A 16,819-nucleotide genomic window follows, 5' to 3' on the forward strand; every position below is an offset into this window, starting at 1 on the left:
GGTCGTACCTATGGCAACTGCCGATGCGGCATTCAACCCGCGTGCGCAGGTCTTTGAATGGTTCAAAGACAAAGTTCCTGCCACCCGTGGCGCCGTGCTGAAAGCCCACATCAACCACCTGGGCATGGTAGCCGGTTTTGTTTCCTTCGTACTTGTTCACCACCTGAGCTGGTTAAGCGACCAAGTTCTGTTCGCTCCCACTCCGATTTTTTATGCTCGTTTGTATCAACTGGGTCTCGACGCTTCTGCTCGTAGCGCCGACGCTCTGATGGTCGCTCGCCTGCACTTGCTGGCCGCCATTATCTTCTGGATTATTGGTCACATCAAAACTCCTCGGGAAGATGAATTCCTCAAAAACGTATCTTTCGGTAAAACCCTCGTTGCTCAATTCCACTTCCTCGCTCTCGTTGCTACTCTCTGGGGCATGCATATGGCTTATATCGGTGTTCGTGGCGCTAACGGCGGCATCGTTCCCACCGGCCTGAGCTTTGATATGTTTGGACCCATCACCGGCGCTACCCTGGCTGGCAACCATGTCGCTTTCGGTGCGCTGCTCTTCCTCGGTGGTGTTTTCCACCATTTCGCTGGCTTCAACACGAAGCGCTTTGCTTTCTTTGAAAAAGATTGGGAAGCTGTTCTGTCCGTCTCCGCTCAAGTCCTGGCGTTCCACTTCGCTACTGTCGTGTTCGCCATGATCATCTGGAACCGTCCGGATCAGCCTATCCTCAGCTTCTACTTCATGCAAGACTATGCTCTGTCCAACTACGCTGCTCCTGAAATTCGGGAAATCGCTTCTCAAAACCCTGGTTTCCTGATTAAACAAGTCATCCTGGGCCACCTGGTCTTCGGTGTCATGTTCTGGATCGGCGGCGTATTCCATGGCGCTCACTTCATGCTGCGCGCTACCAACGATCCCAAGCTGGCTGAAGCTCTGAAAGACTTCAAAATGCTGAAGCGCTGCTACGACCATGACTTCCAGAAGAAATTCCTGGCTCTGATCATGTTCGGCGCTTTCCTCCCCATCTTCGTATCCTACGGTATCGCTACCCACAACACGATTGCTGACCTCCATCACCTGGCCAAAGCTGGCATGTTTGCCAACATGACCTACATCAACATCGGAACCCCGCTGCATGATGCGATCTTCGGCTCCCATGGCACCGTCAGTGACTTCGTCGCTGCCCATGCTATCGCCGGTGGCTTGCACTTCACCATGGTTCCCCTGTGGCGTATGGTGTTCTTCAGCAAAGTATCTCCCTGGACCACCAAAGTTGGCATGAAAGCTAAGCGGGACGGCGAGTTCCCCTGCTTAGGACCTGCTTACGGCGGTACTTGCTCCATCTCCCTCGTTGACCAGTTCTATCTGGCCATCTTCTTCTCCCTCCAAGTTATCGCTCCGGCTTGGTTCTACCTGGATGGCTGCTGGATGGGTTCCTTCGTTGCTACCTCCAGCGAAGTCTACAAACAAGCTGCTGAGCTCTTCAAAGCTAACCCCACATGGTTCTCCCTGCATGCTGTTTCTAACTTCACTTCTGAAGGTTACTTCAGCTACATCATCTCTCAAACCACTCGTATGTTCAAATACTACGATGGTCACCTGGTTCAAGCCCTGCTGGGCGCTCACTTCATCTGGGCCTTCACTTTCTCCATGCTGTTCCAATATCGCGGATCCCGCGACGAGGGCGCTATGGTTCTGAAATGGGCTCACGAACAAGTTGGTCTGGGCTTTGCTGGTAAAGTGTACAATCGTGCGCTGAGCCTCAAAGAAGGTAAAGCTATCGGTACCTTCCTGTTCTTCAAGATGACCGTCCTCTGCATGTGGTGCCTCGCGATGGTGTAATGCCATCAATGGCATAGTTCTTCACACCCCCTGCGCCCTGAGAGGGGCGCAGGGGTTTTATTCTCAATAAGGGAAAAAAATCGGCCTGATCCAGGCCAATGTGGCATATATTTCCTCTAGAATATTTTTTGGGAGGTGGAGGCAATGGCAAACGAAGTAAATTCCTATGGGACGCAAAAAGAACAAGTGCGGCAGTATTTTGACGGTGACGCCTTCCAACGTTGGGCAGCCATCAGTAAAGGTGAAAGCAAGAACTTCGCACAACAAAAGCTGATTGAAGGAAGACAAGCCATCCACCGCTGCCTGTTGGATTGGATCGGGCCGATCAAAGGAAAACGACTGATTGATGCCGGTTGCGGCGCTGGATTATTGTCTGAAACCTTTGCCGATCAAGGAGCCATCGTCAAAGGGATTGATATATCACAGAAAATGATTCAAATGGCTCAAAATCGAAACCAAGGACGAGATAATCTCGAATTCGAAGTGAGCGATCTTCTCTCTGCTTGTGGAGAATATGATATACTCGTGTCAATGGATGTTGTAATCCATTACCCCTTATCGGACATGCCTAAGCTGTTAGGACACATTTTGTCCTTAACAAAAGAAAGAGCTTACATTTCTTTTGCCCCATCGACAGCGTGGTTTCGCTTCCTGAAGATGATTGGGGAGCGGATGTCCGGAAGTTCACGGACCACTAGTGCCTATCTACATCCCATGACGGATATCGAAAGAATCTTGAATGAACTGGGCTATGAAATCACTCGCGAGAAGCTAGTTTCCAACATCATTTATAACTCGATGCTGTTGGAAATTAAGCCGAAGAGATGACTAGGAGGCTTGACATGCGCATACTGATGATCCAACCGAATTACCATTGTGGTGGCGCCGAGATAGCAGGCAATTGGCCGCCGAGCTGGGCAGCGTATATTGGTGGAACATTAAAAGCGGCTGGGTACACCAACATCAAGTTTATCGATGCCATGACAGAGGATCTTCCAGATGACGTGCTGGCCGAAATCATCAGGAAAAATCAACCTGATGTAGTCCTGGCGAGTGCAATTACGCCTATGATATATAAAGCCCAGGATACATTGCGGGTTGCTAAAGAAAGCAACCCTAACTGTAAGACCGTCTTGGGCGGTATTCACCCGACCTTTATGTACAGTCAAATACTGTCTGAAGCACCTTGGATTGATTATATTGTTCGCGGCGAAGGGGAAGAGATCGTCGTCAATTTGATGAATGTCATCGCCGCAGGAACAGACATTAAAGACCGCAAAGATGTCCTGGGGATTGCTTATTTGGAAGACGGGAAAGTGGTGGCGACACCAGCCCATCCGCCGATTAAAGATTTGGACAGCCTCACACCGGACTGGAGCATCCTCGATTGGGATAAGTACATATATATTCCTCTTAACACGCGCGTAGCCGTGCCGAACTTTGCCCGTGGATGTCCCTTTACCTGCCGCTTCTGCTCGCAGTGGAAGTTCTGGCGGACCTATCGCGTACGGAACCCGAAAAAGTTTGTCGATGAAATCGAGACCCTCGTCAAAGATCATAAAGTAGGCTTCTTCATTTTGGCCGACGAAGAACCGACCATCAACCGCGACAAATTCGTCGCCATGTGCCAAGAGCTGATCGACCGGAAACTGGATGTGCACTGGGGTATCAACACCCGCGTGACCGACATCCTGCGCGATGCTCACCTGCTTCCCTTCTATCGGAAAGCTGGTCTCGTACATATCTCCCTCGGTACGGAAGCAGCCACACAGATGAACCTAGACCGCTTCCGTAAAGAGACGACGATGGAAGAAAACAAACGTGCCATCGATATGATCAAGGCCAACGGTATGGTCGCCGAAGCCCAGTTCATCATGGGCTTAGAGAATGAAACCGTTGAAACGATTGAAGAAACGTTCCAATTGGCCCGCTACTGGGATGCCGACATGGTCAACTGGAACATGTACACTCCCTGGCCCTTCTCGGAACTCTTTGAAGAACTGGGCGACAAGGTTGAAGTACGCGATTACTCAAAATACAACTTTGTCACACCCATTATGCAGCCAGACCACATGGATCGCGAAGACGTACTCAAAGGTGTCTTGAGAAGCTACGCTCGTTTCTACATGCGCAAGAGCTTCCTCGACTATCCTTTTATCAAAGATCCTTGGAAGCGGAAATACATGATGGGCTGCTTAAAAGCCTTCTTGAAGATGACAGCCTCGAAACGCTTCTATGACATCGGCCGGGTTAAGCGGAAAGGTCTCAGCACGGAAGTTGACCTTGGCTTCGACGAAAGCAAGATCGTTAGCAAGGAAGAGATCGCAAAGCTCAAAACGACACGTCCCGACTTGAAAGCTGATATGGATTTTGGCACGATCTCTGCCTGTGGTGCTCCGAAACAAGTCAGCCTCAACAACGTCTCTGCCTGTGGTGCCCCCAAAGACCTCGAAATCTCCGCTTGCGGCGCCCCACGGGACTTACCGTCTCTGGACAGCCAGCAAGATGACAACACAGCAACGAGAGGCATGATGAAAATATGATCATCGCGGTCTACGGAAAAGGCGGCGTTGGCAAGTCCACAACGACATCCAACTTGGCCGTGGCCATTGCTAAAGAAGGCAAACGGGTCCTGCAGATCGGCTGCGACCCCAAAAGCGACTCCACCTTCACCATCGCCGGGAAAATGATCCCGACGGTGGTGGAGATCCTCGATAAATTCAACTACCACTACGAGTCCATTGAGCCGGGAGACTTGATCTTTACCGGTTATGGCGGCGTCGATGTGGTAGAGACTGGTGGTCCTCCTGCCGGAAGCGGTTGCGGCGGCTATGTAGTCGGTGAGACTGTGAAACTCTTAGAGAAGATGGACGTCATGGCTAGGTATGATGTCATTCTTTTCGACGTGCTCGGTGACGTCGTTTGCGGCGGCTTTGCTACACCGCTGCAATATGCCGACCTCGCCTGTGTAGTATCTTCGAACGATTTTGATGCGCTCTTCGCCGCAAACCGGATTTGCGAAAGCGTCGTTGAAAAAAACATGTCTGGTTACGATGTAAAAATGGCCGGAGTCATTGGCAATCGCTGCGATCAGGTCGATTTGCTGGAGACCTTTACCCGGCGTATTGAAACGCCCTTGATGGGCGTCGTCCCCCGGAAAGAAGAGATTCGCCAGTCCCGCGTAAAAGGGTACACCTTATTTGAACTGGAAGAGATGGGCGAACCGGTCCAAGACATGACCGCCGAATTTCGGAAAATGGCTCGCTATCTTCTCAGCAAACCGGACGGTGTCATCCCGAATGCGGTCGGGACCCGGGAGATGTTCGAACTCTTTAAAGGGGAGGACATGCCGTGGAAAGGGTCGAACGGGAAAACGGGTGCTTCCACACCTTCTGCCCAATAGCCAGTGTCGCTTGGCTGCATCGTAAGATTAAAGACTCCTTTTTCTTAATCGTCGGAACGCATACCTGTGCACACTTTATCCAAACAGCGCTGGACGTCATGGTTTACGCCCACTCCCGGTTCGGATTTGCTGTGCTGGAAGAATCTGACCTTGTCTCTGCCTCGCCGACAGAAGAGTTGGGCAAGGTGGTCCAACAAGTGGTCGACGAATGGCACCCGAAAGTCATTTTCGTCCTCAGCACCTGCAGTGTGGACATCTTAAAGATGGATCTGGAAGTTTCCTGTAAGGATCTGAGCACTCGCTTCGGATTCCCTGTGCTTCCAGCGTCTACATCAGGAATCGATCGCTCCTTTACCCAAGGGGAAGACGCAGTTTTACATGCGCTGCTTCCCTTTGTTCCCAAAGAGGCGCCTGCAGTTGAACCGGTGGAAGAGAAAAAGCCTCGCTGGTTTTCCTTTGGCAAAGAGTCCGAAAAAGAGAAAGCCGAACCGGCTCGCAACCTGGTTCTCATCGGTGCCGTTACTGATTCAACGATACAACAACTCCAATGGGAATTGAAACAACTCGGACTGCCGAAGGTAGACGTTTTTCCTGACGGCGACATTCGTAAAATGCCCGTCATCAACGAACAAACCGTCGTGGTGCCTTTGCAACCGTACCTCAATGATACCTTGGCGACCATACGCCGCGAACGGCGTGCCAAAGTTCTTTCCACCGTGTTTCCGATCGGACCAGACGGCACGGCTCGATTCCTCGAAGCTATCTGTCTTGAGTTCGGACTGGATACGAGTCGAATCAAAGAGAAGGAAGCTCAGGCTTGGCGAGATCTGGAGCCTCAACTGCAAATCTTGAGAGGCAAGAAGATCATGTTCCTGGGGGACAACCTGCTGGAACTGCCGTTGGCACGGTTTTTAACATCCTGTGATGTTCAAGTGGTAGAGGCGGGTACCCCTTATATCCACTCTAAAGATCTGCAACAGGAATTGGAACTGTTGAAGGAACGAGATGTCCGCATCGTCGAAAGCCCCGACTTTACGAAACAGCTGCAACGCATGCAAGAATATAAACCAGACCTTGTCGTTGCCGGTCTAGGCATCTGTAACCCCCTCGAAGCGATGGGTTTCACGACGGCATGGTCGATTGAGTTCACCTTTGCGCAGATTCACGGCTTTGTCAATGCGATTGACTTGATCAAACTGTTTACCAAACCGTTGCTCAAGCGGCAAGCGCTGATGGAGCACGGATGGGCGGAAGCGGGGTGGCTGGAATGAAACTAGCCTACTGGATGTATGAAGGCACCGCGCTGTCCGGGATCACCCGTGTAGCCGGCAGCATGCAAAAGGTACATACGGTGATTCACGGACCTCAAGGCGACGGGTATGTCAATGTGATGTACTCCATGCTGGAGAGGTTTCATACCATCCCGCCGTTCACACTGTCTACGATCGGACGCCGAGAAATGGCACAGGGATCGAGAGCTCGCCTAGTCGAGACGGTTCGTCGCGTCGATGCCCAGCATCAACCGGATGTCATCGTCATCACACCGACCTGCTCATCGACACTGCTGCAAGAAGACCTGCTCGCAGTGGCCCGTACCTTAGGTAAGCAAACGAAAGCGAAACTGATTGTTCCGAACGTGAACGCCTTCCGCGATCTAGAACATCGGGCGATGGATGATTTTCTGACTCAGATCGTAGCAGAGTTTGCGACGGAACAACCGAAGACGGAGCAATTTTCCGTAAACCTGATTGGTCCCTCATATCTGGGCTTTCATCAATTGCACGATATGCAGGAAATTCGCAGCATGCTCGAGAGCTTAGGCGTTGCAGTCAATGCTGTGATCCCCTATGGTGCCTCCATAAAGACTCTTCAGGAATTGACAAAAGCCCATCTCAACATCTGTCTTTATCATGAATATGGACAGAGCGCCTGCGAACTGCTGAAAGAGAAATTCGGCATCGATTATATCGTCGCTACCCCGATTGGCATTCGTTTGACCAGCCAATTTGTCAAAGCCATCGGGGAGCGTGCCGGTCTTCCCGTAGAGTCTTACATACGCCAGAACTTGGCTCCATCCGGTACAATTGCCCGGTTTACTAAGTCTGTTGACTCCTTGTCGGCTCTCTTTGGAAAGCGAGCCGTTGTTTTCGGAGATTACAGTCATGCCGTCGGCATGACCCATCTGCTCCGCGAGATCGGTGTCCGTGTCGTCTGGGCAGGTACATACATGAAGACGATGGAGAAGGCTTTTCAAGCATCCATCGGCGGCTTGGCCGATGAAGTTTTTGTCTGTGACGATTTCCAGGAGATCAGCCACAAAATCCGGGATACGCACCCAGATATTGTTTTGGGCACACAGATGGAGCGGCACAGCGCGGCCCGGTTCAATTTTCCCTGTATCGTCATCAGCAGCCCAGCCCATATCTTAAACTTTCCGCTCTTTCCGGCGCCGGTGTTGGGCTATCAGGGCATGACGCGCATGCTCGATACGATCAATTCGACCATCAAGCTCGGCCTGGAAGAGCACTTAGTAAATATGTTCGGTGAAGACAGCCCCGGTATGGGCGAAGAAGATACTGCTCAGGAACAAGTGGCAGTCACCAGCGATATGCCGAAAGCCCCCGACAAAACTACCGCAGGGGAAGGCGAGCTGAAGTGGGACGCTGAGGCCACAAAAGCATTGAAACAAGTTCCCTTCTTTGTACGTGGAAAAGTCCAACGCAATACAGAGAACTATGCCCGGGAGCGTGGATACAGCGAAGTCACATTGGAAGTGATCTACGCCGCTAAGGCCTATTTTGAAAGTAAGTCAAACCAAGGCGAACGGTAGTTGCCAATGGGAGGAAGGAACCGATGACGGAAGTGCAAAACAATCAACGGGACCGGCAACGGCAGCAAATTAAGGTACCGACCTATCCGTTTACGGCCATCATTGGACAAGAAGAAATGAAGTTGGCCCTGATTCTGAACGTGATCGACCCCCGTATCGGCGGGGTCATGATCATGGGCGATCGTGGAACCGGAAAATCGACGACGGTACGGGCTTTAGCGGAATTGCTTCCGGAAGTGCCCTCCGTCGCTGACTGTACATTTGGCTGCAATCCCCATAAGACAACGGAAATGTGCCCGAGCTGCCGAGAACGGGTGGCTGCTGGAGAAGACCTGCCCACGGTATACCGGAACACCAAAGTGGTCGACCTTCCCCTAGGGGCGACGGAAGACCGGGTTTGTGGTACCATCGACATCCAAAAGGCCTTGGCCGAAGGGGTCAAAGCCTTTGAGCCAGGCTTGCTAGCCCAGGCAAACCGTGGGTTTTTGTATGTGGACGAAGTCAACTTACTCGATGACCACCTCGTCGATGTGCTGCTCGACAGCGCCGCTTCGGGTGTAAACGTGGTGGAACGGGAAGGGATCAGTATCCGCCACCCAGCTCGATTCGTGCTGGTCGGATCCGGTAACCCGGAAGAAGGCGAACTGCGTCCGCAGTTGTTAGACCGTTTTGGTCTGCATGCTCAAATTCGCACCCTTCGGGACGCACAAAAGCGAGTGGACATCATTCGCAGCCGCAGTGAGTTTGACAACAGTCCAGAACTTTTTATCGATAAGTTTGAGGCGCCTCAGAAAGAACTGCAGGCTAAAGTTATTAAAGCGCAAGAATTACTGACCGATGTGACGATCAGTGATGATGTGTTGTTAAAGATTGCCCAGTTGTGCATTGAACTGGAGATCGACGGTCACCGCGGTGAACTGGTGTTGGCTCGAGCAGCTAAAGCGCTCGCGGCCTTTGAAGGACGGACGGAAGTGATCGACGAAGACGTTCGCCGTATCGCAGTACTGGGCTTGCGGCACCGTCTGCGCAAAGACCCCCTGGCCACGATGGACAACGGACGTCGCGTCCAGGAAAAGGTCGTGGAGATTCTCGGGGCTGAGAAGGCGGGAGCATGAAAGTAAACACCCTGCCATTGGCGGCCATCACCGGTCAAGAGGCCGTAAAACTGGCGCTGACCCTCGCCGCGGTGGACCCCGGTCTTAAAGGGGTGGCCATCGCGGGCCGACGGGGTACGGGCAAGACCGTCCTGGCCCGTGGACTTAGACATCTATTGCCTCCCATCGACCAGTTGGAAGGGTGCCCTTGTCACTGTAACCCCGCAGAACCTCATAGCTGGTGTAATCGCTGCCGCGAACGGTTTACAGAAGAATCAGGACTGTCAGATTCAGAAGTTCCGGTGGTTCAGCGGAATGCTCCTTTTTCCGAAGTTCCCCTAGGGGCCACGGAGGATCGTCTCCTTGGCGCCATCGATGTAGAACAGTCTCTGGCTGGCGGTGTACGTGCTTGGCAGCCCGGTTTGCTCGGTGAAGCCAACCGGGGTGTCCTGTATATCGATCAGTTGAACTTACTCGATGACGGGTTGGTCAATTCTCTCTTCGATGCCATGAGCGGCACATGCCGATTGGAACGGGAAGGGATTTCCGTTCAATATCCCTCGAACTTCGTCCTCATCGGAACTTATGATCCCGATGAGGGAGGACTAAGAGGACACTTGGCCGATCGCATCGCTATGCATGTCAGCAGCGGTGTGATCGTAGATTTAGAACAAAGACTGGAAATCATGCGCCGCCAGGAACTCTTTTCGGAGGCGCCGGAAGACTTTTTTGACCTCTATAACGATGAACAGGAACAAACCTTACGACGGATAGAAAAGGCGAGAACTGTGCTTCCGCAAGTGACCATTTCGGAAGCCCAGACGCTTTATCTGATCGGACAGTCCTTAAAACGGGGAGTACCTGGTCATCGGGCCGACCTGTTTTCGGTGCGCTTAGCGAAGGCCCATGCGGCATGGCAGGGTAGAACGGCCGTGGAGCCGATCGATTTGGCCGTAGCTGTCGAGTTCGTCATCAAACCACGTCAGACAGTGGACTTACCTGACGAAGAAGAACAAATGCAGCCGCCTCCACCGCCACCTCCGCCTCCACCGCCACCTGAACCGGATAAGCCGGATGACCCGGAGACTCCGCCGGACGAGGCTCCCAAAGACGAGCAGACCTTACAGCTGCCCGAGGAATTCTTCTTCGATGCCGAAGAAGTACCTATGGAAGATGAGTTGCTGTCCTTGCAAAACAAGGTACAGCGGCAAGCCCGCGGGGGAGCCCACGGAAAGCAAAAAAGCCTTGAACGGGGTCGTTACGCTCGTGCCCTGTTACCGCCGCCCGGCAAAAACAGCCGTGTCGCTGTGGATGCCACCTTGCGGGCCGCTGCGCCCTATCAACGGCAGCGCCGCGAATCAGGGCAGTATGGCGATCGACAAGTCATTGTCACTAATTCGGACATCCGGGCGAAGCAATTTGTCCGCAAGTCAGGTGCATTGATTATCTTTGTCGTCGATGCCAGCGGCAGCATGGCCTTTAACCGAATGAGCAGCGCCAAAGGCGCCGTTTCTGTATTGTTAAACGAAGCTTATGTTAACCGCGATAAGGTCGCTTTGATCATCTTCCGAGGCCAACAGGCAGAGACGCTCGTACCGCCCACACGCAGTGTGGAACTGGCGAAAAAACGCTTTGACCAAGTACCGGTCGGCGGCGGTTCGCCACTTGCCGGAGCTATCGCGCAGGCGATCGAAGTCGGTGTCAATAGCATCGGCAGCGACGTCGGTCAAGTGATCATCACCCTGATCACGGACGGCCGCGGGAACGTGCCGATGGATCCACAGGCGGGTCCTAAGAACCGAGAACAGTTAAATGAAGAAATTCTCGCCCTTTCCCGGCTGGTTCCGGAAAACGGCTTTTCTATGCTGGTCATCGATACGGCCAACAAGTTTACATCAACTGGTTTTGCCAAAAAAATTGCCGACGCTGCTTTTGCCCAGTACTACTACCTACCCAAGATGACGGCGGCATCCTTGGCCGAAACCGTGAAGAGCGGCGTGCACGCGCTGCGGAAATAAGGGGGGATAACCGGTGTCGAAAAAGGTCATGCGGTTCGTACATGTCTATCTGGAACGGCAAATTTGCACTGCTTTTAGCCGGTCCGCTGAAACTATCAACCGAACTCAACCCATCGATATTCAAATCACCTCCTTTTGCGTGCATGAACTGAAAGAAAAGGTCAAGATCGATGAGTTCCGGCAAGCAGTACTGCAGGCAGATTTACTCTATGTAGCGCACGTCTTTGTCGATGACATCGCTAGAACTATCGCCGACGTCATTCGGAATGAAGGGAAGCAGGTTCCGACGGTCGTATGCGTCAACGCGATGCCGGAACTGATGAAGCTGACCCGGATGGGCGGCTTTGCAATGGGCAGCGATCAGTCGAAAGAATATACCAACATCCTGAAGCGTTTCAAAAAGAATACCGATAGTGACGAAGGAACAGGGAAGAAGTCAGGTCCGCCGATCAATACGGACGTGATGATGACCCTAGTCAAGACGGTTCCGAAACTGCTGAAGTACATACCCGGTAAGATGCAAGACCTGCGGGCATACATGCTCTGCTACCTTTACTGGTTAAACGGTTCTCCCAAAAACCTAGGCAACATGCTGCTGATGCTGGCAAAGCAATACTTTGCGCCGGAGGCAGACATTCAGTTTGACGCCCCGGTGGAGTATGCCGAAGAAGGCATCTACCATCCCGATTCGGATATCTGGTTTCCAACCCGGGCTGAATATGAGGCTTGGTATAAAAAACATGCTCCTTCAGACCTGCGTATCGGTCTCATCGTGTTGCGCACCAGCTTATTAGCCGAAAACCACGACCATTATGACGCGGTCATTCGTGCTTTAGAAGCCAAAGGTTTAGGCGTCGTCCCCGGTATCGCCAAGGGTCTCGACTACCGCAAGGTCGTGGAAGAGTTTTTCATGGGCAAGGGGACCGAGAAAAAGGTTGACGGTGTTATCACGCTGACATCCTTTAGCTTGGTCGGTGGTCCTGCTTCGAACGATGCGGAAAGCGCCGTCAAAGTCCTCAAAGGATTGGACGTACCGTACCTTTCAGCGATTCCGCTAGAATTCCAAACGATCGACGAGTGGAAGCGGGACCTCTCAGGGTTAAACCCGGTACAAGTTGCCTTAAACGTAGCTATTCCCGAACTGGACGGCTTGGTGGCTCCAACCGTCTACAGCGGCTACCCTATCCATGGCGGCGCTAAGGCGATTCCCATTCCCGATCGGATCGAATTGCTCACTGAACGGATGCGGCGTATGGTTCAACTGCGCCATAAGTCAAATACCGATAAAAAACTAGGCATCGTGATCTTCAGTTTTCCGCCTGATAAAGGTAACGTGGGTACAGCAGCCTATCTGGATGTATTTCATTCGATCTACAACCTGCTTCATCGGCTGAAAGATGAAGGCTACAGCGTCGAGATTCCAGAAAGTCGCGAAGCGCTGATCAAAGCCATCATCGAAGATGAAGAGTCACAGTTACCCTCAGCTAACCTACACGTAGCTGACCGGATCACCGTAGAACAATACGAAAAGCTGACTCCCCATTGGCGGGAAATCGCCGAAACCTGGGGGCAACCTCCTGGAGAGCTAAACACGGATGGACAGGATCTGCTCATCTTTGGCCGGCACTTCGGCAACGTTTTTATCGGCGTTCAACCCTCTTTTGGCTATGAGAGCGATCCCATCAAACTGCTCTTTACCCGTTCAGCTTCTCCGCACCACGGTTTCATGGCCTTTTATCGCTGGCTCGATAAAGTATACAAAGCTGATGCGCTGTTGCATTTCGGTACCCACGGCGCCTTAGAGTTCATGCCGGGACATCAAGTGGGCCTCACTGACGCCTGTTGGCCTGATCGACTCCTTGGCCCCGTACCCAACTTCTATCTGTACAGCGTCAACAACCCCTCCGAGGCGACCATCGCCAAACGGCGCAGCGCCGCCACTTTGGTCTCCTATCTGACACCGCCTGCGGAAAATGCCGGTCTCTATAAAGACTTGAGAGATCTCAAAGACTTGATCAGCATGTGGGGAGAAAACCGTCACAATGCCCGTGGTCAGTCCATCTTGGAGACCATCATCGAAAAGGTGCTTGCCCTACATCTCGATAAGGATGTGCCCATCCCTAAAGAACCTGGTCAGGAATTCATCGGCAAGCTCTACGTGTATCTGACCGATTTGGAAAACCGCCTCATCCCGACTGGTTTACATATCCTAGGCGAAGCGCCTCACGCCCAGACGCTGGGTGACTATCTGATGGCCATCAGCTACTTCGATCGCCCTGAACTAGGGGTTCAATCCTTAGCTGGATTAGTGTCCACTGCACTTGGGTCTTCCTTTGCCGAGATCGAACGGCGCTCCGAATCGGGTGATCAGACCGCTATCGAACAGTTGGAACTGGTCCGGGAAACGGTGCATCTCGGTATTCAGAGGATGATCAGCGAGTTCCTGGAAAAAGACGAACGGGGAGGATTCCGCTTCTTACGGACCAAATCGGAAGTCATCGCTGCGAAGTCTATGCAGGAACAACTCAAAGCAAAAGTCTATCAAGGTTTTGAGCTGGACACTGCCTCAGCGTCTAAGTCCTTCTTATATCTGCAAAACGTGTTAAAAGACATCATCACGGCGGAAGAGATGAACGGAATCTGCAAGGTCTTATCTGGCCACTACGCCATTCCCGGACCGGGCGGAGATCCCGTTCGTAACCCGAAAACCCTTCCGACAGGGCACAACATCCACGCGCTCGATCCTCAGGCGATTCCCACCTCGGTGGCCATCCGTGCCGGTCAACGGGTTGCCGATATGATGTTGAAGAAACTTCACGAATCCAGCGGCAACTATCCGGAATCCATCGCCGTCGTTCTTTGGGGTACCGACAACATCAAGACCTATGGGGAAGGCATTGCCCAGGCCATGGCTTTGATGGGGGTACAACCGATGCCAGACGATCTGGGCCGGATGACAAGGCTCCGTCTAATCCCCCTGGAACAACTGGGACGGCCCCGGATTGATGTCGTCGTCACCGTCTCCGGTATCTTCCGGGATATGTTCCAAAATCAGATGGAACTTCTCGACGAAGCCGTCAAAATGGCGGCCCGTGCCGAAGAACCGCTAGAGATGAATTATATTCGCAAACATACCCTGGCGCAGGCTGAAGAAATGAATATTTCTATCGAGCAGGCGGCAACGCGGGTCTTCTCTAACGCTCCCGGCAGTTACGGCGGCAACGTGAACCAGATGGTGGAAAACAGCGCCTGGGAAGAAGCCGGTGAGTTGGCCGACACCTTCATCAAGCGCAAAGGCTTCGCCTACGGAAAACAAGTTCGCGGAGAAGTAGCCGATGAGATCTATCGTTCAGCCCTCTCCAATGTAGACACGAGCTTCCAAAACGTGGACTCGTCAGAAGTGGGCATCGTCGATATCGACCATTATTACGAGTACCTCGGCGGTGTGTCCGCAGCGGTCAAGAGCATTCGCGGCGAAAAACCGAATGTCCTCGTTGCAGACACGACGACACCGAAAGTACAGATTCGCAATATCGAAGAAATGGTCCGTTTTGAAACCCGGACCAAGACCTTGAACCCGAAATGGTATGAAGGTATGCTCAAGCACGGCTACGAAGGGGTTCGCGAAATCCAGTCTCGGGTGGACAACACCTTTGGTTGGAGCGCCACGACCGAAGCCGTCGACAATTGGGTCTATGACGAAATCACAGAAGTTTATATCACCGACGAAAACATGCGAAACCGGTTGAAAGAGCTGAATGCTCACGCTTTACGGGGCATTGTGCGCCGCCTTCTTGAGGCGAACAACCGCGGGTTCTGGGATGCCGATCCGGATAAGCTCGAAAAACTCATGGAGATTTATCAGGATATAGAGGATGAAATCGAAGGGGTCAGCGTCCCGGCATAAGGGACCGGTTGCCAATAGCCGCAATCTAGTGCCCCCAATGCAGCATAGATCTTCGACAAAAAAGCACTGATATGGGGTGTAATTGGCGTGAAACATACAGCAAAAAACCTGGGTAAAGTGATTGTGGTCGGATCGGGTGCCGGCGGCATGAGTGCCGCCGTGCGCCTAGCAAACCAAGGCTGGGACGTAACTGTTCTAGAAAAGGAAGCGACCCCGGGCGGCCGTTTGAGTGCCATTCAGGCCGAAGGATATAGCATCGATGTGGGCCCGACCATTATGATGATGAACGATGTGTTTCATCAATACTTTAAGGATCTGGGCCGGAACATTGAGGACTACCTGGACCTCGTCCGGGTGAACCCCTGCTACCACCTGCATTTTACTGACGGAACCTGTATGAAGCCGTCCATTGACCTAAAGGAATTGCTCGACGAAATCCGGTCCTTCAATCCTGACGATGTCGACGGTTACCTGAGATACTTAGCCCAGATTCACCGGCGCTACCAGGTGGCCCGCGAAAAATTCATCGAAAAATCCTTTACCAAACCAAGCGATTTCTTCAACATCGATACACTTATCGGCATGATGCAGCTACGCACCTTGAACAACATGTACGATGACATCGCTCGCTTCATCAAGGACGAACGGTTACGCATCTCCCTGACCTTTCAAGCGATCTACCTGGGGGTATCGCCCTTTGATGCTCCCTCCATCTACACACTGATCGGTTACGTAGAGCACGGGCTGAGTGGTGTCTGGTATCCTAAGGGTGGCATGAACGCGATCACCCAGGCGCTGGTTAAGCTTTTGGGTGAGTTCGGCGGATCCTTGCGCGTGAATGCCGAAGTGGAGCAGATCCTCATCGAACAGGGTCGTGCTGTCGGCGTCCGTCTGGCGAATGGCGAAGTGCTTAAGGCTGATGTAGTCATCTCGAACGCCGATTTTCCCTACACCATGGAGAATCTCGTTCCGGCGTCTCATCGAGGGAAATATACGCCCCAGAAACTAAACAGCATGGAAGTCACTTGCGGTGCCTTTATGCTCTATTTAGGTGTAAATCGCCGCTACGACAATTTGCATTTACACAATATCTATTTCACACCGGACTACAAGTACAGCATGGACGAGTTGTTTACTCGTCAACAACTCCCGCAAGATCCGGCCATGTATGTCTATCGGCCTACAAAATATGATGATTCTGTCGCCCCGCCGGGGAAAGATATCATCTATGTACTGGTCCCGGTCCCCAATCTCTCCAGCGGCATCGACTGGAAAAAAGAGACCCATCGCTATCGCGAACTGGTTATCAAGAAGCTGGAACGTCAAGGCGTGACCGACCTGAGCAAACATATCGAGTTTGAGCGTATTTACACGCCGGAAACTTTCCAGAATCGTTTCAACACGTACCAGGGAGCCGCTTTTGGTCTCGCACCTTCCCTTTTTCAGTCAGGCTATTTTCGTCCGCACATCAAATCGAAAGAAGTTCCCAATCTCTATTTCTCTGGTGCGAGCGTCCATCCCGGCGGAGGAGTACCGGTCGTTCTCGTCTGTGGGAAATTAGTTTCGGAACAAGTGCTGGCAGACCATAATTTAAGCTGGCAGCCGAAGATGATGACGGCAGGCTTGTCAGCCAGTTACTGATTCTAAGACCCGCTAAATCTAAACCATAAGATAAAACTTAACGCGTCAACGGTTGTGATCGCCCATCACAACCGTTTTTTTATAAA

The 16,819-nt window shown here is 52.3% G+C and carries 10 protein-coding genes; all 10 read left to right on the forward strand.

The features are described 5' to 3' along the window. The first annotated feature begins 10 nt into the window (after positions 1-10). The gene (locus GJ688_RS05755; protein WP_155475590.1) at positions 11-1,840 is read left to right on the forward strand and encodes a photosystem I psaA/psaB family protein; all 1,830 of its coding nucleotides are present in this window, start codon (positions 11-13) and stop codon (positions 1,838-1,840) included. A 144-nt stretch (positions 1,841-1,984) separates the two neighbouring features. Continuing rightward, positions 1,985-2,668: a magnesium protoporphyrin IX methyltransferase gene (gene bchM, locus GJ688_RS05760; protein WP_155475591.1), complete on the forward strand. Its 684-nt coding sequence runs from the start codon at positions 1,985-1,987 to the stop codon at positions 2,666-2,668. 14 nt (positions 2,669-2,682) lie between these two features. Continuing rightward, positions 2,683-4,383 carry a magnesium-protoporphyrin IX monomethyl ester anaerobic oxidative cyclase gene (bchE, locus tag GJ688_RS05765; RefSeq protein WP_155475592.1) on the forward strand — a complete coding sequence of 567 codons (1,701 nt, stop codon included), beginning with the start codon at positions 2,683-2,685 and terminating at the stop codon, positions 4,381-4,383. Further along, positions 4,380-5,243, forward strand: a complete 864-nt coding sequence (bchL, locus tag GJ688_RS05770; protein ID WP_155475593.1) for a ferredoxin:protochlorophyllide reductase (ATP-dependent) iron-sulfur ATP-binding protein — start codon at positions 4,380-4,382, stop codon at positions 5,241-5,243. The genes bchE and bchL overlap by 4 nt, the downstream gene beginning before the upstream one ends. Further along, entirely contained in the window at positions 5,192-6,514 is a 1,323-nt protein-coding gene (gene bchN / locus GJ688_RS05775; protein ID WP_155475594.1) for a ferredoxin:protochlorophyllide reductase (ATP-dependent) subunit N, read from the forward strand. The genes bchL and bchN overlap by 52 nt, the downstream gene beginning before the upstream one ends. Then, positions 6,511-8,073: a ferredoxin:protochlorophyllide reductase (ATP-dependent) subunit B gene (gene bchB, locus GJ688_RS05780; RefSeq protein ID WP_235910810.1), complete on the forward strand. Its 1,563-nt coding sequence runs from the start codon at positions 6,511-6,513 to the stop codon at positions 8,071-8,073. Before bchN ends, bchB begins: the two co-directional genes overlap by 4 nt. Before the next feature lie 23 nt (positions 8,074-8,096). Beyond that, positions 8,097-9,188 carry a magnesium chelatase ATPase subunit I gene (gene bchI / locus GJ688_RS05785; protein ID WP_155475596.1) on the forward strand — a complete coding sequence of 364 codons (1,092 nt, stop codon included), beginning with the start codon at positions 8,097-8,099 and terminating at the stop codon, positions 9,186-9,188. Further along, on the forward strand, positions 9,185-11,185 hold the full coding sequence (gene bchD, locus GJ688_RS05790; protein ID WP_155475597.1) for a magnesium chelatase ATPase subunit D: 2,001 nt from the start codon (positions 9,185-9,187) through the stop codon (positions 11,183-11,185). Before bchI ends, bchD begins: the two co-directional genes overlap by 4 nt. A gap of 13 nt (positions 11,186-11,198) precedes the next feature. Further along, entirely contained in the window at positions 11,199-15,092 is a 3,894-nt protein-coding gene (gene bchH, locus GJ688_RS05795; RefSeq protein WP_155475598.1) for a magnesium chelatase subunit H, read from the forward strand. Positions 15,093-15,179: 87 nt separating this feature from the next. Beyond that, entirely contained in the window at positions 15,180-16,733 is a 1,554-nt protein-coding gene (locus GJ688_RS05800) for a phytoene desaturase family protein (protein ID WP_155475599.1), read from the forward strand. The last annotated feature ends 86 nt before the right edge of the window (positions 16,734-16,819 follow it).

Source organism: Heliobacterium mobile, from assembly GCF_009720735.1.
GTDB lineage: Bacteria > Bacillota > Desulfitobacteriia > Heliobacteriales > Heliobacteriaceae > Heliobacterium > Heliobacterium mobile.

Excerpts from the sequence above, each read along its gene's own strand:
- GJ688_RS05755 (WP_155475590.1), top strand. The coding sequence starts at position 11 with ATGGCAACTGCCGATGCGGCATTCAACCCGCGTGCGCAGGTCTTTGAA.
- bchM (WP_155475591.1), top strand. The coding sequence starts at position 1,985 with ATGGCAAACGAAGTAAATTCCTATGGGACGCAAAAAGAACAAGTGCGG.
- bchE (WP_155475592.1), top strand. The coding sequence starts at position 2,683 with ATGCGCATACTGATGATCCAACCGAATTACCATTGTGGTGGCGCCGAG.
- bchL (WP_155475593.1), top strand. The coding sequence starts at position 4,380 with ATGATCATCGCGGTCTACGGAAAAGGCGGCGTTGGCAAGTCCACAACG.
- bchB (WP_235910810.1), top strand. The coding sequence starts at position 6,511 with ATGAAACTAGCCTACTGGATGTATGAAGGCACCGCGCTGTCCGGGATC.
- bchI (WP_155475596.1), top strand. The coding sequence starts at position 8,097 with ATGACGGAAGTGCAAAACAATCAACGGGACCGGCAACGGCAGCAAATT.
- bchD (WP_155475597.1), top strand. The coding sequence starts at position 9,185 with ATGAAAGTAAACACCCTGCCATTGGCGGCCATCACCGGTCAAGAGGCC.